The following is a 25,123-nucleotide window of genomic DNA, read 5'->3' on the forward strand; positions in this document are numbered from 1 at the left end:
ACCTGATATGACCGACGCCGTCCTCGTGCGCGACGCAACCGAAGCCGATCTTCCAGTGATCCGCGACATCTACAACCATGCCGTCGAACACACGACGGCGATCTGGAACGAGACGCTCGTCGATCTCGAAAATCGAGCCGAGTGGTTCAGGGCGCGAAAGGCGAAGGGCTTTCCGGTTCTGGTCGCGGAAAAGGCGGGGCAGGTGGTTGGCTACGCCTCCTACGGCGACTGGCGCGCCTTCGACGGCTATCGCCATACGGTCGAGCATTCGGTCTATGTCGACAAGGATTGCCGCGGAGGCGGCGTCGGCAAGCTTCTGATGCAGGCGCTTATCAAGAGGGCGGCGGAAAACGGCATTCACGTCATGATCGCCGGCATCGAGGCGGAGAACGTGGCCTCGATCCGCCTGCACGAAAAACTCGGCTTCCGCGTCGCCGGCACCTTCTCCGAGGTCGGCACGAAGTTCGGCCGCTGGCTCGATCTCACCTGCATGGAACTCAGGGTTTCGAAGTGAGCCTCGTCGTTCTCACGGGCGCATCCGGTTCCGGCAAGACGGCGATCGCAAAAGCAGTTGACGTGCGTCACAGTGAGGAATTCGACGTCCGCTATTTCGACAGCATCGGAGTTCCGCCGGTCGAGGAGATGATCGCCGAACACGGTTCGCCCGCCGGATGGCAATACGCAATGACCGTCGGATGGATGACACGCCTCGCGGCTGAAATGCAGCCGGAGCGCCCTGCGCTGTTCGAAGGGCAGATGCGGCTTGCTTTCCTCAAGGATGCCGCCGCGACGGCTGGGATCGATTGCCTGCCTATCCTCGTCGATTGCGACGACGAGACGCGCAGAACACGTCTCATCGTTGACCGTAACCAGCCGGAAATCGCAGGCGCGGATATGATGAACTGGGCAGCCTATCTTCGCCGCGAGGCTGAGGAGGCGGGCTGCGAGATACTAGACACCTCAACACTGACGCTTGACGAGGCCGTTGCCCGGGTCGTTGCCCGGCTAAGGGCATAAAGTCCGCACCGCCTCGTCTTCGCAATCATTTCCCTGGCTCGAACACCATCGAATGGCCGTTGATGCAGTAGCGCAGGCCGGTTGGCGGCGGGCCGTCGGGAAAGACATGGCCGAGATGCGCCTCGCAGGTGCCGCAGCGAATCTCGGTGCGCACCATGCCATAGGAGGCGTCGCGGTGCTCGGTCACGGCATTCGGCGAGACCGGCTCGAAATAGCTCGGCCAGCCGCAGCCCGCATCGAATTTGGTGTCGGAGCGGAAAAGCGGGGCATTGCAGCCGACGCAACGGTAGAGCCCGGTCTCGAAGCTATCCCAATAGGGGCCGGTAAAGGCGCGCTCCGTGCCGTGCTGGCGCGTGACGCGGTATTGCTCCGGCGTCAGATGCTCTTTCCACTCTGCATCGGTCTTCTGGACTTTGACGGTTCCGGTATCGGACATGAGGCTTACTCCTTTCGCGCCGGAGAGGCGATTCCGTTCGGCCAGAATGTGGTGCGCAACGCACAATGGATCAAGATAGGCCAGTTTACCTGGCAATATACTCAGCGGCTCTAATCCGAAATGATGATTTGATCTCGGCTGTGTGATTAACGTACTATTAATCCTAACGGCTTTGCCGGCGGGGGATTTGAAGTGTTCGTTGATATTCTGCTCTGGGCCTATGGCCTGGGAGCCGCTCTTTTCGTAACCATGACCTTTCTGGAAGGCTGGGCCAATCACGACGGCTGGGGCCTGCGGCGGATGGCAGGCTTCGCCTCATGCCTTTTCTGGCCGCTCCTGATTGTCGTCTTCGTGCTGCATGCTCGCCACGCGGCTACGCAGCAAACCCTTTAGCTGTTCCGACGCTCACTTACTTTTTGCTCACTTGGGCGGCCGCTACCTTTGGTGGCGACGCTTCTGCAGCATGAAAGTGCATGATTGCAGTGGGCAGGTTCCGAAAACGCTTGAGGCTATCCGCCGATTGACCTAATTCTTCGAAACCATCCGGTTATCGCCGGGGCTCCGGGTTTCGTTTGAAGGAGGGGACATGGCCGGTGTCACTGGTCTGACATTTTTGGCCTTGTGCCTGCCTCTGCTCGGCGCCCTGATCTCCCCTTTCGTCATTCGCCGCCTCGGTGCGAACGGCGCCTGGTTGCTGGCGGTCGTGCCGCTTCTGTCTTTCCTGCACTTTCTCGGCTTCGTGCCGGAGGTCGCCCGCGGCGAGGTCGTGACCGGCGGCTATGTCTGGGTGCCGAGCGACAATCTCAGCTTCTCCTGGTTCCTGGACGGCCTGTCTCTGACCTTCGCGCTGCTCATTACCGGCATCGGTACGCTGATCGTACTTTATTCCGGCGGCTATCTGAGGGGGCATCCGGAGCAGGGGCGGTTCTTCGCCTTCATCTTCCTGTTCATGGGCGCGATGCTGGGCGTCGTCATCTCGGACAGTTTCCTGATGCTTTTCATCTATTGGGAGCTGACCTCCATCACCTCGTTCCTGCTGATCGGCTTCGATCATGAGCGGGAACCGGCGCGAAGGGCCGCCCTTCAGGCGCTCGTCGTGACTGGCGGCGGCGGACTTTGCTTGCTGGCGGGTCTGCTGCTGCTGTGGGATATCACCGGTGTCACGCAGATGTCGCTGCTTTCACACTTCGGCGACGTCGTACGCGGCAGCCCCTTTTATCTCGCGACGCTCGTGCTGGTGCTATGCGGCGCTTTCACCAAATCGGCGCAGTTTCCGTTTCATTTCTGGCTGCCGAACGCGATGGAAGCGCCAACGCCGGTTTCCGCCTACCTGCATTCCGCGACGATGGTGAAGGCCGGGGTCTTTCTTCTGATGCGCCTGAACCCGGTCATGGGAGAAACTGCCGCCTGGGAAATCCTGCTGCCCTTCTTCGGCGGCATGACGCTGGTTGCCGGTTCGGCGCTGGCGATTGCCCAGTCCGATCTGAAGCTGAAGCTGGCCTATACGACGGTCTCTTCGCTCGGCCTTCTCGTCCTGCTCACCGGCTTCGGCTCGGCATATGCCGTAGAAGCCGCAGTGCTCTATCTCGTGGCGCACTCGCTCTTCAAGGGCGCGCTCTTCATGGTCGCAGGCATTCTCGATCACGAAACCGGGACGCGTGACATCACCAAGCTCGGCGGACTTGCCGCCGCCATGCCGCTGACCTTCGCGATCGCGCTCCTTGCGGCGATCTCGATGGGCGGGCTCCCCCCCGTCTTCGGGTTCCTGGCCAAGGAAGAAGTCTACGCCGCGCTCGCCGGAGGCGACCTGCGCGCGGTGGTCTTCACCGTCGTCGCCATCTTCGGCAATGTGCTGATGTTTGCGATCGCCTTTTCGGTCGGCTTGCGGCCCTTCATCGGCACCGTGGCCGAAACCCCGAAGCATCCGCATGAGGCGCCCGTTCTGCTCTGGCTCGGCCCCAGCGTGCTGGCGGTCCTCGGTCTGGTCGCAGCCCTCTTTTCCGGCTTCACCCACGGCTACGTCTCTTCGCCCATGGCTTCTGCCGTCCAGGGCGATGCGGTCAGTGTCACGGTCTCGGCGGTGCCGCATCTTGGCCTGCCGCTTGCCCTCTCCATCGTGACCATCATGCTCGGGATGGCGACCTACTGGCAGATAGAACGTGCCCGCGGCCTCATGGTGTCTTTCCTGGACGCGGCGGGGCCGGGGCCGGACCGCGGCTTCGACAGTTTCGTTGCCGGGTTCGTTCGCTTCGGCTGGCGCGTCACCCGCATCGTCCAGCCGGGCAGGCTCGAAATCTACGTGATCTGCACCTTTCTCTGCGTCGCGGCGCTCCTGCTGCTGGTGCCGGCGCTTTACGGCGAATTTCCTGCCCTTCCTGCCTGGCCGCACGATGTGCAGTTTCATGAATGGGCGGTTTTCCTGCTTGCGGTGGTCGGCCTTGCCGCTGTCCTTGTCGCCCGCGATCTTTTGACGGCGATGGTCTCGCTCGGCATCCAGGGCTTTTCGGTGGCGCTGATTTTCCTGCTCTTCGGCGCCCCGGATCTTGCCTTTACCCAATTCCTGGTCGAGACGCTGTCGGTCGTCATTCTGGCGCTGGTCATGACGCGGCTTCGCCTTTCGCCGACTGATCCGCGTCCGCTCGGCCAGCGGCTCGGAGACAGCGCGGTCGCACTTGCCTGCGGTCTCGGCTTTTCGCTCCTTCTCATGAAGGCGACGGAGGGGCCGTTCGGCACGGTGCTGTCGGACTTCTTCAACACTTACTCGAAAACCATCGCCCATGGCGCCAATGTCGTGAACGTCATCATCGTCGATTTCCGCGGCACCGATACGCTCGGCGAAATCGCCGTCGTCGCGATCACCGGCCTTGCCATCGTCGCGCTGATCGGACTGCGGGCGGGAACTGAGCGGAAGCTCGCCGCAAAGGATCCGGGCAAGCCGCGCGATCTGGGGACGGAGCGGCCATGAATACCCTCATCTTCCGCACCATGGCGCCGTTCCTCGTCGCGCTGATGCTGGTCTTTTCGGTCTTCATCCTGCTGCGCGGCCACAATGAACCGGGCGGTGGCTTCATCGGCGGGCTGATCGCTGCCTCGGCGCTGGCGATCTATGGCATTGCCAACGGCGTTCCCGCGGTTCGCAGCGCGATCCGCTTTCATCCTCTGTCGATCGCGGGAGCAGGGCTGCTGATGTCGTCGGTCGCGGGGCTTGCCTCGATTGCCGCCGGCGTTCCGTTCATGACCGGCCTCTGGGTCTATCCCGTAATCCTCGGGGTCGAGGTACCGCTTTCGACGGTCATGCTCTTCGATATCGGCGTCTATTTCGTCGTTGTCGGCGCGATCACCGCCATCGCATTGGCGCTCGAGGAAAGGGAGGTGGAGTGATGGAGCCGCTTTTTGCGATCCTCGTCGGCCTCTTCTTCTCGGCTGCCGTCTATTTGCTGCTGTCGAAATTCTCGATCCGCATCATGCTTGGCATCGCGATCCTCGGAAACGCCGTGAACCTCTTGCTCTTTACTGCCGGCCGCGTGACCCGCGAGGTGCCGCCGATCATTCCGGCCGGTCTCGACACGCTGCCGGCCGGCGCCGCCAACCCGCTGCCGCAGGCGCTGATCCTCACGGCAATCGTGATTTCCTTCTCCTTCCTCGCCTTCATGCTGGTGCTGACCTACCGGGCCTATCAGGACCTCGGAACCGACAATACCGACGAGATGCGGGTGGCGGAGCCCGACGATCCGGCGCTTCCGCCGCTGGGGTACTGAGCATGGCGATGAGAGTGATCGTGCGGATGCTGACCCCCCTCTGCCCTGCCGGCTTTCCGGGGTCGAGCCACGCGCCTCGACCCGCTCTTCGAGCCCCCCGCAAGGGGGGAGATTGGCTGGGCGCGGTCGCTCGTCCGACTAAGTTACTGACGACTGCTGCGATTGCATCAGTTCGAAAGGAAGCGGGGAGCGTGCTGCGAGTCATCTCCCCACCCGTGGGGGAGATGCCCGGCAGGGCAGAGGGGGGCTTTTCACCTGCTGCCGCCCCCTCATCCGGCCCTTCGGGCCACCTTCTCCCCGCTGGGGAGAAGAGGAGGGCACGCTAAATGGCCGCGCCTGTCTCCGACCTCTCCGCCGCACTCGTCGCAGCGCCCGTGCCGGTATACAATTGGCTGGTGATCCTGCCTGTTGCGCATTGCATCGTGCTCGGCGCACTGATGCTGGTGCTGCGCGTCCATGTGCGCCTGCACGCGATGATCGCCGTACTCGGCCTTGCCGCGCTGGTGCTGATCGATGCGGTGCTCTTGACCATGGTGGTCGATGGCGGCCCCGTCACAATGGTCATGGGGCGCTGGCTGCCGCCTTTCGGCATCGCCTTCACCGTCGATCTCTTCGGCGCGCTGATGGCGCTTGTAGCGGCGATCGCGGCCCTTGCGGCGAGCGTCTATGCGCTCTCCGACATCGATGCGGGCGGGCGGCGCTTTGGCTTCTTCCCGTTCCTGATGTTCCTGATGGCGGGCGTTACCGGGGCGTTTCTCACCGGCGACGTCTTCAATCTCTATGTCTGGTTCGAGGTGCTGCTGATTTCGTCCTTCGGCCTGCTGGTCCTCGGATCGGAGCGCGAGCAGATCGACGGCGCGATGAAATATGCGGTGCTGAACCTGATCGGCACGACCCTCTTCCTGATCGCCGTCGGTTATCTCTACGCGATCTTCGGCACGCTCAACATGGCCGATATCGCGCTGAAAACGGCCGGCCTGCGGGACGGAGCGCCGCTCATAACGCTGGCGGCGCTCTTCCTGCTCGCTTTCGCGATGAAGGCCGCGGCTTTCCCGGTGAATTTCTGGCTGCCGGCGTCCTATCATACGCCCCGCATCGTCGTCTCCGCGCTCTTTGCCGGTCTGCTCACTAAGGTCGGCATCTACGCCCTCATTCGGGTCATGGTGATGCTGCTGCCGGTCGAGCGAGAGGCGCTGAGCCTGATGATCGCCGTGGCCGGCGCCGCCACCATCATCGTCGGCGCGCTCGGCGCGCTGGCGCAGACCGACATCCGCCGCATGCTCGGCTATGTCCTCATCTCGGGCATCGGCAACATGCTCGTCGGTGTGGCGATCGGCACGCCGGGCGGTGTCAGCGGCTCCGTCTTTTACGCGCTGCACTCCGTGGTTCTGATGACGGCGCTCTATCTCCTGGCAGGGCAGGTGGCGTGGCTCGGCGGCAGCTTCTCGCTTGCAGCGCTCGGCGGGCTCTATCGCGGACGCGGCTGGCTTGCCGCCGTCTCGCTGATCCTGTTTCTGGCCGCCTGCGGCCTGCCGCCGTTTTCCGGCTTCTGGCCAAAGGTGATCCTCGTCAAGGCGTCGCTCGATATCGGTGCATGGTGGCTTGCCGCCGCCCTCCTGATCGGTGGTTTCCTGACGACCATCTGCTTCGGCCGCGTCTTCCTGCTTGTCTATTGGCGCCCGGCAAGCCGGCCGGTCGACACGGCCGCCATCGGCTGGCAATCGGCGCTGCCGTTGCTGGTGCTCACCGCACTCGTCATCGGTTTCGGCATCCTGCCGGAACAGCTCCTGTCGCTGGCGCAGGCGGCAGCCGGAAGCCTTGCCGACCCCGGCGCCTATATCCATTCTGTCTTCCCGGGAGGAACCGCGCCGTGACTGCCTTCCTCTTCAATCTGCTGCTCGCCATCGCCTGGGTCGCCGTCTCCGGCAGCGCCTCGCTGCATAATCTCGTCCTCGGTTTCGTGCTGAGCGCCGTCGCGCTCGCCGTCGTCCGCGAGGCCTTCGGCGGCAAGGGCTATCTTCGCCGCACACGCCTCATCCTGTCATTGGCGCTGCTTTTCCTGAAGGAGTTGACGCTCTCCGCCTGGGTGGTCGCAAAGACGGTGCTGAGGCCGAGGATGGACATCCGGCCCGGCATCTTCGCCTTTCCGCTGACCGTCGACCGCGATTTCGAGATCACGCTGCTTGCAAATCTCATCACGCTGACGCCGGGCACGCTCTCCGTTGATGTTTCGGCGGATCGCAGGACGCTTTACGTTCACGCGCTCGACTGCGCCGATCCGGAGGCAGTGAAGCGCGCCATCGCGAACGGCTTCGAACGCAAGATCATGGAGGCCTTCCGATGATGCCGCCGCTCGCCATCGTCTCGGGGGCGGCGACGCTCACGCTTGCGATCCTCGGCATCGCCTTCGTGCTCACCGCCTATCGCGTCATCGCCGGGCCGACGCTGCCGGACCGCGTCCTTGCGCTCGACACGCTGACCGGCATCGCCATCGGCTTCATCGCGGCACTTGCCGTCAAGACGCATTTCGCGCTCTACATCGATATCGCGATCGCGCTGGGGCTGGTTGGCTTCCTCGCCACGGTCGCCTTCGCCCGCTTCGTCCTGTCGCGCGGCGCGCCAGCGCCCGAACTGCCACCCCCCGGGAGACCGGCAGGCAAGCGAAAAAACGAGACAAAGCGCAGGTCGGCAAAGAGACCGGGCGGGAAACCGGCAAGAAAGGCAGGATGATGGGATACGTACTTGCCATAGCCATCGCGGTGCTGATGCTTGCCGGCGCTTTCTTCGCGCTTTCGGCCTCCATCGGTGTCGTGCGCCTGCCGGACCTTTATTCGCGCATGCATGCCGCGTCCAAGGCAGGGACCGTCGGCTCCGGTCTTTTGCTTCTGGCTGCCGGTTTCTCGTCCGGGGAGGTTGCAGTCTTTGCCCGCGCGGCCGTCGGCGTTGTATTTCTGCTGCTGACGGCTCCGGTCGCGGCGCACCTGCTGGCAAAAGCTGCGCGAGACACCGGACATAGGCTATGGGAATTTTCTGTTCGAGATGATATGGAGGGCCGATAAGAGTATAAATTTGACCAACGGAGCTGGATTAACGCAAATTTACGTATGTGGCAGCCAAACTAAAGTCGTATCTACGCCCGAAAATCTTACTCTTCTGTGAATTTTCAGTAGAAACGACACAAATAACAATTGGCCTCCGCGTAAATCGGTGCTAATTGAATTGTAAGTAGAGTTCGAATTTCGAACTAGAATCGTTGCCGTTATTCGTCCTTAGCTTTAATTTCCAATGTCTAATTAAGGTTGTGGTTAGAAAAACGCAGCGATTTTGACTCGTATTCGGACAGTATAAGAGCAGCTTTCGGTCTCAAGAATCTAGGGGTGGATTCGCGTTTTAGGACATGAAGCCAGGGTCTGGGCTTTTACTGTTTGCCTCTACGAAGACGGTCCTCCGCAAGGAGGGTCATTCACGCATGCGAACAGGAGAACGAAATATGACGGATACCGCGACCGGCAATGGGCCGGAATTGCTGGTAGAGCTGACAGCTGATATCGTAGCGGCATATGTCAGCAATCATGTGGTCCCGGTCAGTGACCTGGCCAATTTGATTTCCGACGTGCATTCCGCACTGAGCAACACGTCTGCACCGCAACCCGCCGCAGCCATCATCGAAAAGCAGAAGCCCGCCGTTTCAGTGCGCAAGTCAGTACAGGACGATCAGATCACCTGCCTGGAATGCGGCGGCAACTTCAAGTCTCTCAAGCGTCATCTCATGACTCATCACAGCCTCTCGCCGGAAGAATACCGCGAGAAGTGGGATCTTCCCGCCGATTATCCCATGGTCGCCCCAGCCTATGCCGAGGCACGTTCGCGCCTCGCCAAGGAAATGGGCCTCGGCCAGCGCCGCAAACGCGGGCGCGGCTGAGCCTGACGCTCCCAGACGTAAGAGCCGGGGCAACCCGGCTTTTTGCGCGACTGCGAGAGGTTAAGGAAAATAATCCTATTTATTTTCAGAGCCTTGTCAAGAAAGCACCGCTGTAACACGAGAAAGTTGTTCGGCAGTGCTTTCCAGCAGGCTTTTGGTCGCGTACATTATATGAATTAATTCCTATTTTGTTGGGAGTTTTCATATATGCCTATTGAAAATCCACCTCTGCCGCGTCTTCGGCTCGAACTTGCCCTGCGGCCTCTCATCAGCGATGTCCCTCCCGCTTTCCAGGGCTACGCGCCGCCTTCTTCCACTCTTCCGATCGATGCGGTTTGCCGAATTGCCCAGGAGCTCACCACCGAGATGGTCATGCTCGTGGGCGGCAGACTTCTGGCGCGCCGAGACCGCCGGCGCACGCTCTGTCACGTCCGGCAGATCGCGATGTATGTTTGCCATGTGGCGTTGCAGATTCCCCATGACGATATTGCCGGCGCGTTCGGCCGCAATCGCTCCACGGTCGGTCATGCCTGCATGACCGTCGAAGAACGGCGTGAGGATGCCGCCTTCGACGACTTTGTCTCTGCCGTCGAACGGGCCGTCAAATCCATCTTTCGTTCCGCCGGAGGCGCTGCGCATGAGTGAAAGAACCGATACTGTCCGCAAGTCCCTGGTTCGGCTGCTGAAATTTCTCGCGAAGGGGGAGGCAGCGGTGGAGCGCGGGGAGAGCGGTGAGCTGACGCTCCGCCACGCAGCAGGCACCCATGCGCTCCCGACGGCGCTTTTTGAGGAGGCCGTGTCGCTTGGCCTCATCACTGCCGCCGCCAGCAGCGCCCGTCTCGCCCCACCGGCCCGCGCCTATCTGCGCCGCGCCGCAGCCGAACGCGAAGAGGCGTTTCTCGAACAGCACGGGGAGATTGCGCTTCGCGTCGCCGAGATCGATGGTGCGCGCCAGTCCGTGCGCGTCAACGAGGCCGAATCGCCGCTCGCGGCGCTGTCGCGGCTGAAGGACAAGGGCGGCTCGCCCTTCCTGCCGAAGGAGGTGCTTGCCGCCGGCGAGCGGCTGCTTGCGGATTTCACGCGGGCGCAGCTCCAGCCGCGCGTGACATCCTCCTGGCAGCCGCGATTGTCCGGCCGCATCAAGGGTGAGCGCGGCGGCATGGCGGATCTTGCCGATAGCGCCGTCGCCGCGCGCATCGCCGTCAACCGCGCGATCGAAGCCATGGGACCGGAGCTCTCCGGCGTGGCTCTCGACGTCTGCTGCTTCATGAAAGGGCTGGAAACCGTCGAGCGCGAACGCCAATGGCCGGTCCGCTCGGCCAAGCTGATGCTGAGAACGGCGCTGCTTGCGCTCTCCCGGCACTACAACCCGCCCCGCCGCCAGACCCGCGTGCAGCACTGGGGCGCGGAAGGATATCGGCCCGATCTGTGAAGTGTCGGAGCCGAAGAGGATGGCTGAAATCCCAAGGGCTTCAGCTTGCTGTCAGACCGGCGCCGCAGGGCTGCTCTGCCGCATTTGCCAGGCAAAATACGCGAGTGCCGCACCCACGCTGATGAGCTCGATCCCCAGCAGAAATCCGACCAACCACAGGGCCGTCACCGGCAGGCTGCTCCACAGGATCAGCGAGAGAAGAATCCCGACCAGCCCGCTTGCCAGCACCCAGCCCCAGTTCGGGAGTGGCCGGATCGTCAGCGCGAAGACCACCTTGGAGATGCCCTCGATCATGAAAAAGACGATCAGAAGCAGGGTGATCGTCAGCATTCCTTGCGCGGGATCGCGCAGGAAAAGAAAACCGATCAGCAGGGCAAGAATCACCGAGATCAACTGCAGCCAGAAATGCGGCACGTGGCGCGCACCGAGGAGGCTCAAACCTTGCAGCACACCGCTGATGATCAGCAGCCATCCTAAAAGGACGATGACCGCCACCGATGAAATCACCGGATAGATGATCGCGAGAACCCCCGCCGCCATCAGCAGGATACCTTGGATCAGATACCACAGTGAGTAACGCTTGACAGTCTGCCTCACGGCTTCGCGAAAGACCTCCGCCGCCGCATCCATCGACATCGACATGGCTTTTCCTCCCCCGGCAATCCCCTCGCTTGCAGTCGCCCGACGGCCAAGCCTATGTCGGAGCGGCTACCCGATATTTGCTATTTTAGCACGAATTTGGCGAGTTCGTCAGGTGCTGCGGTTGCCACGCCTCCGTCGGCCGCCACTCTCACCCGCGACCCTTGATTCGGCTCCTCATCGGGCGGACCGCCCGGTGCGCCGCCCGAAAATTAAAGTTTAGCAACATTCGATGTTTCGCCATTGCGCCCCTGGCGGACCACCACTACAGAAGAACCGTCACTGGCCGGGCGCGTTCCGGCCACGTAAGCGTTAACGTCACTCAACGCGTATGATCGAACGGCTCTGCGGCTTCGATCTGCGCGACTGTGTCCTGCGGATCGTTTCCCGAAGCCCCGGAAGGACATGATGGATAACAATCAATCCGCAAACCCCCTGCTATCCGCACCTGCCATCGAGCGGGTCCGCCATGAATTGCGTCGCCGCCTGCTGACGGTCGAGAGCGTGGCCGACATCACGCCCGGCATGCGGCGAATCGTTCTCACGGGCGAAGACCTCGCCGATTTCGTCAGTCTTGCGCCCGACGACCATATCAAGGTCATCGTGCCCACCACCGATGGCGCCGAGGAGCGCCGCGACTACACCCCGCGCCGCTATGACAACGCCGCTCGCAGCCTGACCATCGATTTCGCCCTTCACGAGGCTGGTCCCGTCACGCAATGGGCGATCGATGCTCGCCCGGGAACAACGCTCGAAATCGGCGGCCCGCGCGGTTCGGCAGTGGTCTCCAGTACCGTGAAGCGGTGGCTGCTAGTCGGCGACGAAACTGCGCTGCCCGCAATCGGCCGCCGCATCGAGGGGAGCGGCGCGGGAACGGCGATCAGCCTTCTCGGCGCTGTCGCCGGACCGCAGGAGGAACAATCTTTTGAAACGGCCGCGGCGCTGACAACGCGCTGGGTGCACCGCCCGATATCCGATGCCACCAATGCCGCGCCCCTGATCGCCGCCTTGAGCGGCATCGACATAGCTCCGCAAACACTGGTCTGGGTCGCTGCCGAAGCATCGGTGGTGCGGGCAATCCGCGCCCATCTCGTCGAGGAGCGCGGCTACCCGCTCGCCTGGATCAAAGCCTCCGGCTATTGGGTCAAGGGCAAGGCGGATACGACCGAGAAGTTCGGCTAGCTTTGCCCCAGTTCCGGAAGGCGCGCGGATGCCTGAGAGCAGGGCATCCGGCGCGGTCCGGTCATTCTAGGGGTGCCCTCTGGCTCCCGTCATCACCAGGGCAGCGTGCCGTTGTGGTTGAAGTAGCCCGCCGTCGGGCCGCTATCCTCGAGTGTCGCCAGCGTCACGGCGACCTCGGCTGCCTGCTCGACCGTCCGGTATCCGGTATTGCCGTTCATCTCGGTAGCAGTATAGCCGGGATCGGTGGCGTTGACCTTGATGCCGAAGGGCTCAGCCGCCTTGGCGATCGACACCGTCGCGGCATTGAGCGCGGATTTGGAGCTGTTGTATCCCAGCACGTTGACGCCGTAGAACTCGTTGTCAGGATCAAGCAGCGATTGGATGGAGCCGAGTTCGCTGCTCATCATCACGATGCGCCCGGCCTTCGATGCCTTGAGCAGCGGCAGGAAGGCCTGCGTCACTCGGATCGGCCCGAAGACATTCACCTCATAGACGTCTTTGATGGACTCCATCGGCTCCTCAAGCGGCGAGAGGCCGAAGCTTCCGGCGATTCCGGCATTGTTGACCAGAACATCGAGAGAGCCGGTCTGTTCGGCAAGAACCGCGGCTGCCGCGGTCACGCTGCGGTCGTCCGTCACATCGAGTTCGAGCCAATGCGCATCGAGGCCCTGGACCCTCAGCTTCGCGGCGGCTTCTTCGCCGCGTTCCCGGTCACGGCAGCCGAGCCAGACCCGGTAACCCTCCGCCGCCAGGCGCCTTGCGATCTCGAATCCGATACCCTTGTTGGCGCCCGTCACCATTGCAGTCTTCATGTTGGTCATGTGTCACTCCGTTTGTGGAGTATCACAGATCGTGCAGATCACGCCCTTGGTGTGAGCCGCAAAATCCCGGCTTCTTGCCTATTCCTCCTGACCTGCTGTCGGCAGCGCGCCGGTGCCTTGTCTTGCGTCCGGCGGCCATGCCACCATATGTCGATGATGGAAGCGATGGACGAATTGCGCGATCGCGCGCTGAGATACGCGCAGGGCCAGCGCACCGAAACGCCGGTACCGCGCGTGACGATCACCAAGGACGCGGCGCTGACGGGCATGACGCCGGGCATTTATGAGCCGATGCTCTGCCTTGTTCTCCAGGGCGCAAAATGCGCGATCATCGGCGACAGAAGGCTGCACTACGACCGTGCGAGCTATTTCGTGGCAAGCATCGAAGTCCCTGGGGCCTGCCAGATCGTCGAGGCGCGTCCTGAAAGTCCCTATCTTGCGCTCGCCCTGACGCTGGATATCCCGACGGTTGCGGAAATCATCATGGACATGCCGGGCCTCCCGCCAACGGCTGATGGTCCCGGTTTCGGCATCAGCCCGGTGACGCCTGAACTTGCCGATGCATGGCTGCGGCTGGTGAAGCTGTTCGACACACCTGCCGACATTCCGATCATGGCGCCGATGCTGGAGCGCGAGATCATCTACCGGGTGCTGCAGGGGCCGCACGGACCGATGATCCGCCAGCTCGCCCGTAGCGACAGCCGCCTCGGCCAGATCCGCCGCGCCATCAGCCACATCCGCGAACACTTCGATCAGAGCGTGACGATCGAAACGCTCAGCTGCATTGCCGGCATGAGCCCGTCCGTCTTCCACAAGCATTTCAAGGATGTGACGGCGATGAGCCCGATCCAGTACCAGAAGAAGCTTCGGCTGCATGAGGCACGCCGCCGCCTGCTCGCCGATCCGGGCGATACGGCGCGCGTCGCCTTTTCCGTCGGCTATGAAAGCGCCACCCAGTTCAGCAGGGAATATGCGCGCCAGTTCGGCGCGTCACCTGCACGCGATGCCGGAAGATTGAGGGCGCGTAATTCCGAAAGCAGCGAACTGCTCGACGTCTGAGCGTGCTCACGCCGCGGCGCGGACCCGTGCTTCCTCGCGGATGCGGTTGACCATCGAGCGCAGCCCGTTGGAACGCTGCGAGGAGAGGTTTTCGACGAGGCCGATCTTGGAGAAGATCTCGAAGGCGTCGAGCGCGGCGATCTCGGAAGCCTTCTTGCCGGAATAGGTGGCGAGCACGATGGCGACGAGGCCGCGCACGATGTGCGCATCGGAATCGCCCTCGAAGGTCAGGACCGGATTTTCCGGATCGCCCGCGGTTTGCGTCACCAGCCAGACCTGGCTTGCGCAACCCATCACCTTGTTCTCGGAGGTCTTCTTGTCGTCCGGAAGGTCCGGCAGTGCCTTGCCGAGCTCGATGACATAGCGGTAGCGGTCTTCCCAGTCGTCGAGGAAAGAGAAATCGTCGATGATCTCGTCGAGAGATGCCATGGTCGGGCCTTTCGCTGTTGCCAGTGATATAGGTGAAGTGGCGCCGCTTTTGAACCAGTAAAAGGAAAAACGCCGTGAAGGATGGGCATCCTCACGGCGCAGCAAACGCTGAAAGCAAACAGGGCAGGCACGTCAGGCACGGGACATCTCCGCCTCAGGCGGACTGCCGGTGCAAGCTTGGGATGCGGCTTGGGCCGCGGAATTCTTAGAGAACCGGCTTTGGCGTCGGCAGCGGAATGGTGCCGGTCACGACCTCGTCGGAGGCCGAATCGTCATCCACCGGCGGGCGATAGGGCATCGGCTGGTTCAGCGCCGCAGCCTTTTCCTCCGTCACGGAAGGCGCAACGGTCGCAACGGGTGCTGCGCCAAGCGGAGCGGCGGGCGTTGCCTCTGCCAGCTTCGGTGCGGCGGTCTTGTTGTCGGCGAACTTGCTATCGAGCAGCTCATAGGCGACACGGGCGCCTTCGCGGGCCCGGTAGCCGAGTGCCGTCAGGGTCTCGCCGCCCTTGGCGCAGACCTCCGGCTTCTCGCTGCACATTCCGATAATGTAGTCATAGGCGCCGCTGACGGCCGTGAAGGCGTCGGAGAATTGAATTTGGGGGTCGCCCGCCAGCCGCGTCGAGCTCTCCGAGCTGAAGAGCGGCAGCAGTAGCAGCACAAGGCCGAACCAGAACGATCCTTTGATCAGAAACCACATTGTCGTTGCCCATCCTGTTTTCCCGTTCGGTCTTGCCGCCGAATCAGGCCCGGTTTTCCGGTGTGCTTTCACCCTAGCGATGAAGTGCAAATGCCGGTTTTCGAAACTTGGTGGCATTTGCGGCAAATTTAATTCGAATTTTAAATAAAGGCGTTCGCACCGCATTTCAGTCAAATTGTAGCCATCGGCGTTAAGCATGCCAGAGGCTGCCCTCTGGAATTGCAAGGGTTCTCCGGCGCGCGCCTGCCCCAAAAGTTAACGCGAACCTGAAATGTGAGCGAAATCCGCCGCTTACCCCCTATTAACCACAAAAAACAAAGCGCCTTCAGGATGGCTCAAAATGGGATTTTTGCGGCGTTTGGGCTGTGGAGCGCGTCTTTGCCTTATCCTTTCCTTAAGCCGCGCGGGCCTATTCTCCGGCTGTCTTGAAGGCCTCTTGGGGCGGGTATTGCGTGCGAGTATTGAGTGACATTGGTGGACGGGCGGCAGCCCTTGTGGATCGTGCGGCGAGAGGCTGGCTTTCCCGTATGGGAAGCGGCGAAGCCGTTGCCGAGCGGGAGCTTGTGATCCTGCGCCGCCTCATCTTTCTCTCCTCGGCAGCGCTCGTCGCGACCCCGGCGGGCCTCTCCTTCGTCACCAGCCCGGCCGTTGCTCTGCCGGCGGGTGTCGCCACCGTCTGCGCTGCATTCCTCTTTTCGGCCGTCGGCGGCATCGCGCTTTCGCGCCACAGCGCCGTCGCGGCAAGTGTGGCGGCGGCGCCGGCGGAAGAGTTCTTCCTTGAAAACAGTGCCGGCCTCGTTCTTTTCCTCGACCAGCACGGCCATGTGACGGCTGCGGGCGGCCGCAACAGCGGCGAATTCCTTGCCTGGATGCGCGATCCGCGCGGCCGGGGCTTCATCGAGCAGGTGCATATCTCCGACCGCATTCTGTTTCTCCAGGCTCTCGACCAGCTGCGGCAAGGTGCGGAAAGCGCCAGCGTCGACCTACGGGTCGATCGCCCCAGCGTATCGCGGGACCTGCGCCAGTTTGCGCATTTGAGAATGGACATGACGGCGCAGCGCGATCTGGACGGCGGGCTCTGCGCCATCGTTGCTCAGCTACGGGACGTGTCGATCGAGCATCAGCTGCGCATCGAAGCCGAAAGCCGGGCAGCCGATGCCGAATCAGCCAACGACGCAAAATCGCGCTTCCTCGCCGCCGTCAGCCACGAGCTGCGCACGCCGCTGAACGCCATCCTTGGCTTCTCGGATATCCTGATCGGCGAATATTTCGGCAAGTTCGAGAACGAGCGCCAGCGGGAATATGTGAACCTTGTGCGTGATTCCGGCGCGCACTTGCTTTCCGTCGTCAACACCATGCTCGACGTGAGCAAGATCGAGGCTGGACGCTACGAGCTGGTGCTCGAGCCTTTCGATATCGGCGCCTCTGTACGGTCGTGCGAAGCGATGCTTGCGCTGCAAGCGAAGTCGAAGGGGGTAACGCTGACCAGCCGCATCCAGCGCGACCTTGATGAGGTCGTCGCCGATCAGCGGGCGATTCAGCAGATCCTGATCAATCTCGTCGGCAATGCGGTGAAGTTCACCAACTCGGGAGGGGCGGTCACGGTCGATGCAGCGGTGCGTGGCGGCGTTTTGCAGCTTAGCGTCAGCGATACCGGCATCGGCATCCCGGCCGACAGGCTGGAAACGCTCGGCCAGCCCTTCGTGCAGGTCCAGAACGACTATACTCGCCAGTATGAGGGCACCGGCTTGGGCCTGTCGCTGGTCAAGGGCCTCGTGGCGCTGCATGGCGGTCACTTCGCGATCGCCAGCGTGCCCGGCGAAGGCACGATCATCACCATTTCGATCGCGGCGGATGGTTCCGGCGCCGGCGCCGCGCAGGCGGCCAGAGACCGGACCGTCGAGTTTCCGCCGCGCCTGAAGACTGTCGCTGCACGGGAAGAGGGATTTTTCGATGGCCGCGCGCAAGCGAAAATCGCCTAACGGAAGGAGGGGCCGGCAAAAGCCGGGCCTGCTCCTCACAGGGGCTGCCGCCTTGGGCGGCGTGGGCATGACGGGCGCTTCGGCGCTCGGCGGCGTCATTGCGCGTAATCCGTCGCTGGCTGGCGGTACCGCGGCCTTTATCGTGATCTTCAGCTTCGTCGCCGCCAATGCGCTGTGGTACCAGCCGGGCACACATCCGCATCCTTTCTTCCGCACCCGCGATGCGCGGTTTCCCTTCTCGATTGGCCGTTCGGCTTCAAACGAACCTAACCCGGCCGACGTCACGACCTTCAAGATCGAGCGCCCGGGCGACGAAAGTGCTGCCGTCACCACCAGCGCGACGCCGCCTGCGGCTGCACCCGGCCAGCAGCCGAGCCAGCTCGTCATGGATATCCAGCAGGAGCTCATTCACCGGGGTCTCTATAACGGCACGGCCGATGGTGTCATCGGCCCGCGAACCAGCGCTGCGATCCTGTTCTTCGAGGAGACCGTCGGCATGCCGCAGGGCGGCGATGCGACGCCGGAAGTGCTCGCGGCGCTGAAGACCGGTTCCATCGGGCCTACGACCATTCCGGCCGAGAAGCCGCCCGAGGACGTGTCGTCGCAAGCCTCTGCCGAAGACCCGGTTGCTGCCGCAATCCGCAGCGCCGAGAAGCAGGTGAGGACGGCGCCTTCCACGCCGAAGCGCGTCCCGTCATCCGAGCTTACAAATGTCGATTTGGTGCTGGAGATCCAGAAGGGCCTCGCCAACATGGCCTACGCCAATGTCGGCGTCGACGGCGTCGCTGGCGAACAAACCCGCGCCGCCATCCGCCACTTCCAGAAGCACTACAACCTTCCGGAAAATGGCGAGCCCAATACGGCGGTGCTGAACAAGCTCAAGGAAATCGGCGCGATCTGAAGACGATTCTCAGATTGAAGTTGCAAATTAAGATTCGCAGGTGCTCAGATCTGCCTTTAACATTGGCAGGCCCCGTTTCGTCCAGATCGATCGACGGCAGCCCATCGCGTCATTTCTTGACCGAAGGCGAGGCGGATGGGTGTGACCGGATGCCGCAACCCGCTGCTCCCCTGCAGCTGCTCGCATGCCTTCGCCATACGGGAGTTCTGGCCGGATTCATTGAGGTTGCGGGCGCAAATACCCGCGTTGTCGGTCACTCAAAGCGTAACAGATTCCCGAGCTAGCCAGATCATAATGTCGCGGAACTCCTTGAATTAATTCCAGCGCGATCCTATCTGCGGAATTAATTAGCACGCTATAAATCATATGACAAAATGCTTGCCCCACCCGTCACCCTTCGGCTCATCCAGATTTTGCGCGCATAGCGGGCAGGGAATCACTGCCGAATATGCCGCATGCCCCTCGTTTCACAAAAAAATGATGCGCGCAGAGTCGCCCCTGGTGTTATCGAGTCGACCTGCGACCGGGGGGTCAGTCAGGAACTGAAAGGTGTGATTGAAAAGTCACTTATTCGCTTAGATGCCGATCGGAAGGTATCTGCGTGTCCCAGCATACGGTTGGTCAGAGGGTGTGCGGCCGGAATGAGCCGTGTTCTACATCTGCCAGTTTAGCCGAATGATGCGCGAAGCCTCCGGCGGCGACCCCGCAAACCGATATCCTTGGTCGCACGATGTATAAGTCAATTGCCTCTTTAACGAGTTCCGATAACCAACGTCTTTACAAGACGCTGTTTGACCACTTTTCCACCGTTTATCCTGCGGTCTCGAAATCGAGCATGGCAGAGTTTCATCTGGGTGGAGATCAGACCTTCCGGCTGCTTCGAGGTTCGCAGGACCTGACCTTCGAGGTTACCTATTCCGACATCTCGCGCTTTGCTTCCGTCACGCGGCTTTTGAATTCGAGAGCGCGGAAGTACACGAAGGGGGTAGCGCTTCACTGGAATACGTCCCGGGTCGCTCCGCCGCGCGGACTTCTCAACCTTCCCCGTCCTCTAGAGGAATCGCGGGCGCCTGAAGAGGTGCTGATGGCGATATTCCATCTGGATCTGAATGATCCGGTCGAGGTGGAGAGACGAATCACCACCTGTATTGCCGCTCTCTATCCTTCCGGCCCCCGCCTGCAGGCGGACCATCAGGAAAACGACGGTCAGAGAACCGTGGCGCAGCTGGCTGATTGGCTTTCGTTCCAGGGCGCCAAGCAGGTGCTCCTGATAGATGATCCGGACGAGGCGGCGACGATGTTGATCTCCATGATGTTTGGAGGGATGGCGTCGCGCGTGACCGCCGGTGAGGGGCTGCCCGACCGGGCACAACTGATCACCTACCTCAAAGGCTGCATTCAGCTTTTCGTGCGGGGCTGCCGCAGGCAAGAGCGCGCGCCCGACTCCCAGAATCCCTAACACTATTCCGAGATTTTTGAGTCGCCCTCCCTTGGGGCGGCACCGCTCCTCCCGATCGTGCGAAGGCGCAGGATCAGGATTGTTGTCTTCATGAATCAACCAAATCGAGCAGCCAGCGGATCGGTTCGTGGCAAAAATGCAACTCGGTTCGCTTGTATTAGATTTATGGTACGACAACGTTTATTAAATAATTGACCGACCCGTACCCGTCCTGTTCTAAGGATCGCGTTACCGAAGCAAATCGCTCGGCAACGCCTGGCGGACTGAAATTTCAGGGGACCGCATCCATCGCGCAAGTAAAGAGCCAAACCGTCAGGTTGGCCTTTGGAACGGAGACACAAATGACCATCAAGAGCCTCCTTCTCGGCTCCGCTGCTGCCCTGGCAGCAGTATCGGGCGCTCATGCCGCCGACGCTATCGTCGCTGCTGAGCCGGAACCGGTTGAGTATGTTCGCGTTTGCGACGCCTATGGCACCGGCTACTTCTACATCCCCGGCACGGAAACCTGCCTCAACATCGGCGGTTACGTCCGCTTCGACGTTGGCTTCGGCGCCGGCGATGCACTCGACAACAACGGCGCGGACGACTGGGATGCTCGCACGCGTGCGCACATCAACGTTATCGCAAAGAGCGATACGGAATACGGCACTCTGACGAGCGCGATCATTCTCGAATCCAACTTCCGCCCGAATGGTGTTAGCAGCGACGAGCCGACGGCTGGAGCATCTTCCACGTTCGGCGGTTCTCAGAACACCACGGCTATCGACGAAGCCTATATCGACCTCGCCGGCGTCCGTGTTGGTAAGTTTGCCAACTGGTGGGATGACGACTTCTCGGGCGAAACCGACATCATGTCGACCCTCAATGGTTCGACGAAGCAGAACTCCATCCGCTATCAGTACGACGCTGGCGACTTCTACGCCGGTATCGCCCTCGAAGAACTCGTGCAGACGAACAACGTAAATCTGGCTACCGGCAAGACGAATGACGGAATCGCCAATAACCTCGGTATCGACGCCTCGGTCGGCGGTAAGGTCGGCGGCTTCACCTACGCCGTCATCGGCGCTTACGACACGGACGCCGAAGAAGGCGCAGTGCTCGCAAAGATCGGTGTTGACGTTGGCCCGGGCACGCTCTCGGTCGCCGGCATCTACTCGACCGGCCTGGGCGACGAAGGCTTCAACGGCTACTACGACGCCGGCGAATGGTCTGTTGCTGCTCAGTATGCGCTCAAGGCAACCGACAAGTTCACGGTCACCCCGGCTGTTCAGTACATCGACAACATCGATGCCGACACCGACGGCGACTGGGACAGCGGCAACGAGATTCGCGCTGGCGTGACCCTCGACTACAAGATCGTCGAGAACCTCTCCACGAAGCTCACTGCTACCTACGTATCGGCCGATCACGACAACGCTTCGGACAACGATTGGGTTGAAGGCTTCTTCCGCCTGCAGCGCAACTTCTAATCGAAGAAATACGACTGATCAGATTTGACCTCCGATCAGTTTCGAGAGGAGAGCCCGGTATCCCAGCCGGGCTCTTTTCTTTCGTAGGGAGGCTCGGCAGAGGCTTCGGGGTCAGCGCTTCACGTGACAAAAATACAACGTAAACTTAAAAGAAATAATTTCTGGTACGAACACGTTTATTAAATAATTGACGAGTCGGAAGGCCCTCTGTTTCATGGGCCTCGTTGCCGAAGCGCCTGCTCGGCAACGCTTCGCGGACCGGGGGCCGCACCCATCGCGCAAGTAAAGAGCCAAACCGTCAGGTTGGCCTCTGAAACGGAGACACAAATGACTATCAAGAGCCTCCTTCTCGGCTCCGCTGCTGCCCTGGCAGCAGTATCGGGCGCTCATGCCGCCGACGCTATCGTCGCTGCTGAGCCGGAACCGGTTGAGTATGTTCGCGTTTGCGACGCCTACGGCACCGGCTACTTTTACATCCCCGGCACCGAAACCTGCCTCAGCATCGGCGGTTACCTCCGCTTCGACGTTGGCTTCGGCGCGGGCGATGCATTCAAGAACAACGGCGCGGACGACTGGGATGTCCGCACCCGTGCGCACGTCAACGTTATTGCAAAGAGCGATACCGAATACGGCACTCTGACGAGCGCGATCATTCTTGAATCCAACTACCGTCCGAACGGTTTCAGTAGCGATGCACTTACGGCTGGTGCGTCTTCCACGTTCGGCGGTTCTCAGAACACCACGGGCATCGACGAAGCCTACATCGACCTCGCCGGTTTCCGTGTTGGTAAGTTCGCCAATTGGTGGGATGACGACTTCTCCGGCGAAACCGACGTGATGACGACCGTCAACGGTTCGACGAAGCAGAACTCCATCCGTTATCAGTACGACAGCGGCGACTTCTACGCCGGTATCGCTCTCGAAGAACTGGTTCAGACGAATAATGTGAATGCGAAGGGCGATACGCTTGCCAACAACCTCGGTATCGACGGTTCGATCGGCGGTAAGGTCGGTGGCTTCACCTACGCGGTGATGGCCGGTTACGACACGGACGCCGAGGAAGGCGCGGTGCTCGCAAAGATCGGTGCTGACATTGGCCCGGGCACGCTCTCGGTCGCTGGCATCTACTCCAGCGGTTTGTCTGACGATGCCGACCACTTCAACGGCTATTACGACGTCGGCGAATGGTCGATTCTCGCTCAGTATGCGCTCAAGGCAACCGACAAGTTCACGGTCACCCCGGCTGTTCAGTACATCGACAACATCGATGCCGACACCAACGGCAACTGGGACAACGGCAACGAGTGGCGCGCTGGCGTGACCCTCGATTACAAGATCGTCGAGAACCTCTCGTCGAAGCTCACTGCTACCTACGTCTCCGACAACCACGATGGTGCGCCGGATCAGGACTGGGTTGAAGGCTTCTTCCGCCTGCAGCGCGACTTCTAATCAAAGAAATACTACTGATCAGATTGACCTCCGATCAGTTTCGAGAGGAGAGCCCGGTATCCCAGCCGGGCTCTTCTTTTTGTCGTTCAGACTTGTAATCCCTGTGGCTAGTCCACCCCGGAACGGTCGCGTTGGCCGCCCTATCGATCCTCCATTCCACAATCTCTCATGAGGGCCATGTCTGCGGCTTTGCGGACGAACCTGCCCATGTCGTCCGCAATGGAAAATTACTCGGCAATACCGGCACGTTTACTAAACAATTGACGGGCCGCGAGGTCTCCTGTCTTTTAAGGGCGTTGTGTTCGGGAACTCCTGGCGGACTGAACTTTCAGGGGACCGCATCCATCGCGCAAGTAAAGAGCCAAACCGTTAGGTTAGCCTCTGGAACGGAGACACAGATGACCATCAAGAGCCTCCTTCTCGGCTCCGCTGCTGCTCTGGCAGCAGGATCCGGCGCCCATGCTGCCGATGCTATCGTCGCTGCTGAGCCGGAACCGGTTGAGTATGTTCGCGTTTGCGACGCCTACGGCGCCGGCTACTTCTACATCCCCGGCAGCGAAACCTGCCTCAATATCGGCGGTTACCTCCGTTTTGAAGTAGGCTTCGGCGCGGGCGATGCCTACGACAACAACGGTTCGGACGACTGGGATGCTCACACGCGTGCGCACCTCAACGTCATCGCCAAGAGCGATACGGAATACGGCACGCTCACGAGCGCGATCATTCTTGAATCCAACTTCCGCCCGAACGGCGTTCCTACCTCCGCCAAGACGGCGACATGGTCGTCCTCGGTCGGCGGTGACCAGGACGGCAGCACTGTCATCGACGAAGCCTACCTCGACATCGCCGGCTTCCGTGTTGGTAAGTTCGCCAATTGGTGGGATGACGACTTCTCAGGCGAAACCGATCTGATGACGACGATCAACGGTTCGACGAAGCAGAACTCCATTCGTTATCAGTACGGCGATGACAACTTCTACGCCGGTATCGCTCTCGAAGAGCTGGTTCAAACCAACGGCGGCGCCAACAACCTCGGTATCGACGGTTCGATCGGCGGTAAGGTCGGGGGCTTCACCTACGCGGTGATGGCCGGTTACGACTCTGACGCCCAGGAAGGCGCAGTCCTTGCAAAGATGGGTGTTGACATTGGCCCGGGCACCCTCTCGGTCGCCGGCATCTACTCCAGCGGCTTGTCTGATGCTGTAGATTCTGACGGCGACCACTTCAACGGCTACTACGATGCCGGCGAATGGTCGGTTGTCGGCCAGTATGAGCTCAAGGCAACCGACAAGTTCTCGGTCGCCCCGGCTGTTCAGTACATCGACAACATCGATGCCGACGCCAACGGCAACTGGGACGGCGGTAGCGAGTGGCGCGCTGGCGTGACCCTCGATTACAAGATCGTCGAGAACCTCTCCACGAGGCTCACAGCAACCTACGTCTCCGACAAGCACGATGCTGCGCCGGATCAGGACTGGGTTGAGGGCTTCTTTCGCCTAGAGCGCGACTTCTAGGAAATACAGCCGATCGGATTGATCTCCGACCGGTTTCGCTAAGGGGAGCCCGGCGCTGGCCGGGCTCTTCGTCGTCGTTCAGACTTGCAATCCCTGCGCGAAGATTCGCAGGCTGGATCGCAGATAGCTTTTCGTCTTTCTTGCGCGTGCCTCCAGCTCGACCCCCGCACGGTCGATGCTCAGGCTTCCGAAGACGATGCCGATCAGCATCGTCGCTGCGGCGTCGGCATCGATCACGGTAATGCGGCCTTCCTGCCTGAGCCTCCTGAACCAGTCGGACAGCTTTTCACGGGCAACGGTGAAATCCTCTCTCAATTCCGGAACATAGTCGGCGGCCTCCCAGCCGACCTCAACCAAGAAGTAGTCGCTCATATCAGCGGCTTGGGCGCCGCTACCGTTATCGAGAAAAAAGGTTCGCTCGAGCATCTCCTCGATCGGAGACCGTTCATCCATCGCAGGGATGAAGAAAATGAACTCGCTTCGAGACTTCAGTATTTCGCGCAGCAAGTCGGCCTTTCCGTCGAAGAACTCGTAGAAAGTCCTTTTCGAAATGCCGCATTTGGCGGCGATCACGTCAACCGTCGTGTTGACGTATCCCGCTTCAATGAAAACATCACGCCCCCCGCTGATGATGTCATTTCTCCGCTGATCGGAGTCCACGCACTTGGGACGTCCGCGCGGCCTCTTCAATTCTGCGTTAGAGTTCACGATTTCTCCCCGCTTATAATTCATTCCCCTTGCGTTCACCGATACATGAACGCGCGCAGCTGGTACAGCACCATCAACTAAATCGTTTCAGATAGCCTCCGTTCTGCTCAGGGGACCCCCAATTGCCCGCCTGACCGGTCATTCATTGTTGCAAACTTTGAAGAGAATATGAAGTTCCTTGCAGGCACGTTCTAATTGTCTGCCACCGGCCAGCAAAATCTGACGCTGTTTGCAACTTATTAACCATAT

Annotated in this window: 27 protein-coding genes; 21 read left to right on the top strand and 6 right to left on the bottom strand. The window is 61.1% G+C overall.

The window, feature by feature from the left end:
- Window positions 1-7 precede the first annotated feature (7 nt).
- Together ACPYOI_RS15005 and ACPYOI_RS15010 are read left to right on the top strand one after the other, a co-directional pair.
- Window positions 8-514, top strand: coding sequence for an N-acetyltransferase family protein (locus ACPYOI_RS15005; RefSeq protein WP_481416631.1), 507 nt, complete (start codon window positions 8-10; stop codon window positions 512-514).
- Window positions 511-1,017, top strand: coding sequence for a P-loop nucleotide/nucleoside kinase family protein (locus ACPYOI_RS15010; protein ID WP_481422999.1), 507 nt, complete (start codon window positions 511-513; stop codon window positions 1,015-1,017). Before ACPYOI_RS15005 ends, ACPYOI_RS15010 begins: the two co-directional genes overlap by 4 nt.
- Window positions 1,018-1,042: 25 nt before the next feature.
- On the opposite strand, the gene msrB is transcribed toward ACPYOI_RS15010, so the two are convergent.
- The gene (msrB, locus tag ACPYOI_RS15015; protein ID WP_481416629.1) at window positions 1,043-1,453 is read right to left on the bottom strand and encodes a peptide-methionine (R)-S-oxide reductase MsrB; all 411 of its coding nucleotides are present in this window, start codon (window positions 1,451-1,453) and stop codon (window positions 1,043-1,045) included.
- Window positions 1,454-1,645: 192 nt separating this feature from the next.
- Between msrB and ACPYOI_RS15020 the strand changes: the two genes are divergently transcribed.
- The 11 genes from ACPYOI_RS15020 (at window position 1,646) to ACPYOI_RS15070 (ending at window position 10,565) form a co-directional block, all read left to right on the top strand.
- A complete protein-coding gene (locus tag ACPYOI_RS15020; protein WP_481416628.1) occupies window positions 1,646-1,846 on the top strand; it encodes a hypothetical protein in 201 nt (66 codons plus the stop codon).
- Between the two features lie 193 nt (window positions 1,847-2,039).
- On the top strand, window positions 2,040-4,418 hold the full coding sequence (locus ACPYOI_RS15025; RefSeq protein ID WP_481423000.1) for a putative monovalent cation/H+ antiporter subunit A: 2,379 nt from the start codon (window positions 2,040-2,042) through the stop codon (window positions 4,416-4,418).
- Window positions 4,415-4,834: a Na+/H+ antiporter subunit B gene (locus tag ACPYOI_RS15030; RefSeq protein WP_168828849.1), complete on the top strand. Its 420-nt coding sequence runs from the start codon at window positions 4,415-4,417 to the stop codon at window positions 4,832-4,834. The genes ACPYOI_RS15025 and ACPYOI_RS15030 overlap by 4 nt, the downstream gene beginning before the upstream one ends.
- The gene (locus ACPYOI_RS15035) at window positions 4,834-5,211 is read left to right on the top strand and encodes a Na+/H+ antiporter subunit C (RefSeq protein ID WP_481416626.1); all 378 of its coding nucleotides are present in this window, start codon (window positions 4,834-4,836) and stop codon (window positions 5,209-5,211) included. The genes ACPYOI_RS15030 and ACPYOI_RS15035 overlap by 1 nt, the downstream gene beginning before the upstream one ends.
- Window positions 5,212-5,537: 326 nt before the next feature.
- Window positions 5,538-7,085: a Na+/H+ antiporter subunit D gene (locus tag ACPYOI_RS15040; RefSeq protein WP_481416625.1), complete on the top strand. Its 1,548-nt coding sequence runs from the start codon at window positions 5,538-5,540 to the stop codon at window positions 7,083-7,085.
- Window positions 7,082-7,555, top strand: coding sequence for a Na+/H+ antiporter subunit E (locus tag ACPYOI_RS15045; protein ID WP_481416624.1), 474 nt, complete (start codon window positions 7,082-7,084; stop codon window positions 7,553-7,555). Before ACPYOI_RS15040 ends, ACPYOI_RS15045 begins: the two co-directional genes overlap by 4 nt.
- Complete coding sequence (locus tag ACPYOI_RS15050) at window positions 7,552-7,941, top strand: cation:proton antiporter (protein WP_481416623.1); 390 nt, start codon at window positions 7,552-7,554, stop codon at window positions 7,939-7,941. The genes ACPYOI_RS15045 and ACPYOI_RS15050 overlap by 4 nt, the downstream gene beginning before the upstream one ends.
- Complete coding sequence (gene mnhG, locus ACPYOI_RS15055) at window positions 7,938-8,270, top strand: monovalent cation/H(+) antiporter subunit G (protein ID WP_481416622.1); 333 nt, start codon at window positions 7,938-7,940, stop codon at window positions 8,268-8,270. The genes ACPYOI_RS15050 and mnhG overlap by 4 nt, the downstream gene beginning before the upstream one ends.
- A 431-nt stretch (window positions 8,271-8,701) precedes the next feature.
- Entirely contained in the window at window positions 8,702-9,133 is a 432-nt protein-coding gene (locus ACPYOI_RS15060) for a Ros/MucR family transcriptional regulator (RefSeq protein WP_168828855.1), read from the top strand.
- Window positions 9,134-9,340: 207 nt separating this feature from the next.
- On the top strand, window positions 9,341-9,778 hold the full coding sequence (locus tag ACPYOI_RS15065; protein ID WP_246704368.1) for a helix-turn-helix domain-containing protein: 438 nt from the start codon (window positions 9,341-9,343) through the stop codon (window positions 9,776-9,778).
- Entirely contained in the window at window positions 9,771-10,565 is a 795-nt protein-coding gene (locus ACPYOI_RS15070; protein ID WP_481416621.1) for a DUF6456 domain-containing protein, read from the top strand. The genes ACPYOI_RS15065 and ACPYOI_RS15070 overlap by 8 nt, the downstream gene beginning before the upstream one ends.
- A gap of 51 nt (window positions 10,566-10,616) precedes the next feature.
- On the opposite strand, the gene ACPYOI_RS15075 is transcribed toward ACPYOI_RS15070, so the two are convergent.
- The gene (locus tag ACPYOI_RS15075) at window positions 10,617-11,207 is read right to left on the bottom strand and encodes an HdeD family acid-resistance protein (RefSeq protein ID WP_481416620.1); all 591 of its coding nucleotides are present in this window, start codon (window positions 11,205-11,207) and stop codon (window positions 10,617-10,619) included.
- 405 nt (window positions 11,208-11,612) lie between these two features.
- Between ACPYOI_RS15075 and ACPYOI_RS15080 the strand changes: the two genes are divergently transcribed.
- Window positions 11,613-12,386: a siderophore-interacting protein gene (locus ACPYOI_RS15080; protein WP_481416619.1), complete on the top strand. Its 774-nt coding sequence runs from the start codon at window positions 11,613-11,615 to the stop codon at window positions 12,384-12,386.
- Window positions 12,387-12,478: 92 nt separating this feature from the next.
- On the opposite strand, the gene ACPYOI_RS15085 is transcribed toward ACPYOI_RS15080, so the two are convergent.
- Window positions 12,479-13,207, bottom strand: a complete 729-nt coding sequence (locus ACPYOI_RS15085) for an SDR family oxidoreductase (RefSeq protein ID WP_481416618.1) — start codon at window positions 13,205-13,207, stop codon at window positions 12,479-12,481.
- Between the two features lie 165 nt (window positions 13,208-13,372).
- On the opposite strand from ACPYOI_RS15085, the gene ACPYOI_RS15090 reads away from it, so the two are divergent.
- Entirely contained in the window at window positions 13,373-14,266 is an 894-nt protein-coding gene (locus ACPYOI_RS15090; RefSeq protein ID WP_481416617.1) for an AraC family transcriptional regulator, read from the top strand.
- Window positions 14,267-14,272: 6 nt separating this feature from the next.
- On the opposite strand, the gene ACPYOI_RS15095 is transcribed toward ACPYOI_RS15090, so the two are convergent.
- Complete coding sequence (locus ACPYOI_RS15095; protein ID WP_481416616.1) at window positions 14,273-14,695, bottom strand: SufE family protein; 423 nt, start codon at window positions 14,693-14,695, stop codon at window positions 14,273-14,275.
- A 205-nt stretch (window positions 14,696-14,900) separates the two neighbouring features.
- On the bottom strand, window positions 14,901-15,392 hold the full coding sequence (locus ACPYOI_RS15100) for a DUF5330 domain-containing protein (protein ID WP_481416615.1): 492 nt from the start codon (window positions 15,390-15,392) through the stop codon (window positions 14,901-14,903).
- Window positions 15,393-15,844: 452 nt separating this feature from the next.
- Between ACPYOI_RS15100 and ACPYOI_RS15105 the strand changes: the two genes are divergently transcribed.
- The 6 genes from ACPYOI_RS15105 (at window position 15,845) to ACPYOI_RS15130 (ending at window position 24,166) form a co-directional block, all read left to right on the top strand.
- Window positions 15,845-17,374, top strand: a complete 1,530-nt coding sequence (locus ACPYOI_RS15105; protein WP_481416613.1) for a sensor histidine kinase — start codon at window positions 15,845-15,847, stop codon at window positions 17,372-17,374.
- Window positions 17,346-18,275: a peptidoglycan-binding domain-containing protein gene (locus ACPYOI_RS15110; protein ID WP_481416612.1), complete on the top strand. Its 930-nt coding sequence runs from the start codon at window positions 17,346-17,348 to the stop codon at window positions 18,273-18,275. The genes ACPYOI_RS15105 and ACPYOI_RS15110 overlap by 29 nt, the downstream gene beginning before the upstream one ends.
- An 835-nt stretch (window positions 18,276-19,110) precedes the next feature.
- Complete coding sequence (locus ACPYOI_RS15115; protein ID WP_481416611.1) at window positions 19,111-19,734, top strand: hypothetical protein; 624 nt, start codon at window positions 19,111-19,113, stop codon at window positions 19,732-19,734.
- Between the two features lie 341 nt (window positions 19,735-20,075).
- The gene (locus ACPYOI_RS15120; RefSeq protein ID WP_481416610.1) at window positions 20,076-21,203 is read left to right on the top strand and encodes a porin; all 1,128 of its coding nucleotides are present in this window, start codon (window positions 20,076-20,078) and stop codon (window positions 21,201-21,203) included.
- 327 nt (window positions 21,204-21,530) lie between these two features.
- Window positions 21,531-22,652 (top strand): porin, encoded by a 1,122-nt coding sequence (locus ACPYOI_RS15125; RefSeq protein WP_481416609.1) that lies wholly within the window; start codon window positions 21,531-21,533, stop codon window positions 22,650-22,652.
- A 398-nt stretch (window positions 22,653-23,050) separates the two neighbouring features.
- Window positions 23,051-24,166, top strand: coding sequence for a porin (locus tag ACPYOI_RS15130; RefSeq protein ID WP_481416608.1), 1,116 nt, complete (start codon window positions 23,051-23,053; stop codon window positions 24,164-24,166).
- Window positions 24,167-24,244: 78 nt separating this feature from the next.
- On the opposite strand, the gene ACPYOI_RS15135 is transcribed toward ACPYOI_RS15130, so the two are convergent.
- Window positions 24,245-24,874, bottom strand: a complete 630-nt coding sequence (locus ACPYOI_RS15135) for a TetR/AcrR family transcriptional regulator (RefSeq protein ID WP_481416607.1) — start codon at window positions 24,872-24,874, stop codon at window positions 24,245-24,247.
- Window positions 24,875-25,123 lie beyond the last annotated feature (249 nt).

This window comes from Rhizobium sp. SVR5-2C, assembly GCF_056755115.1.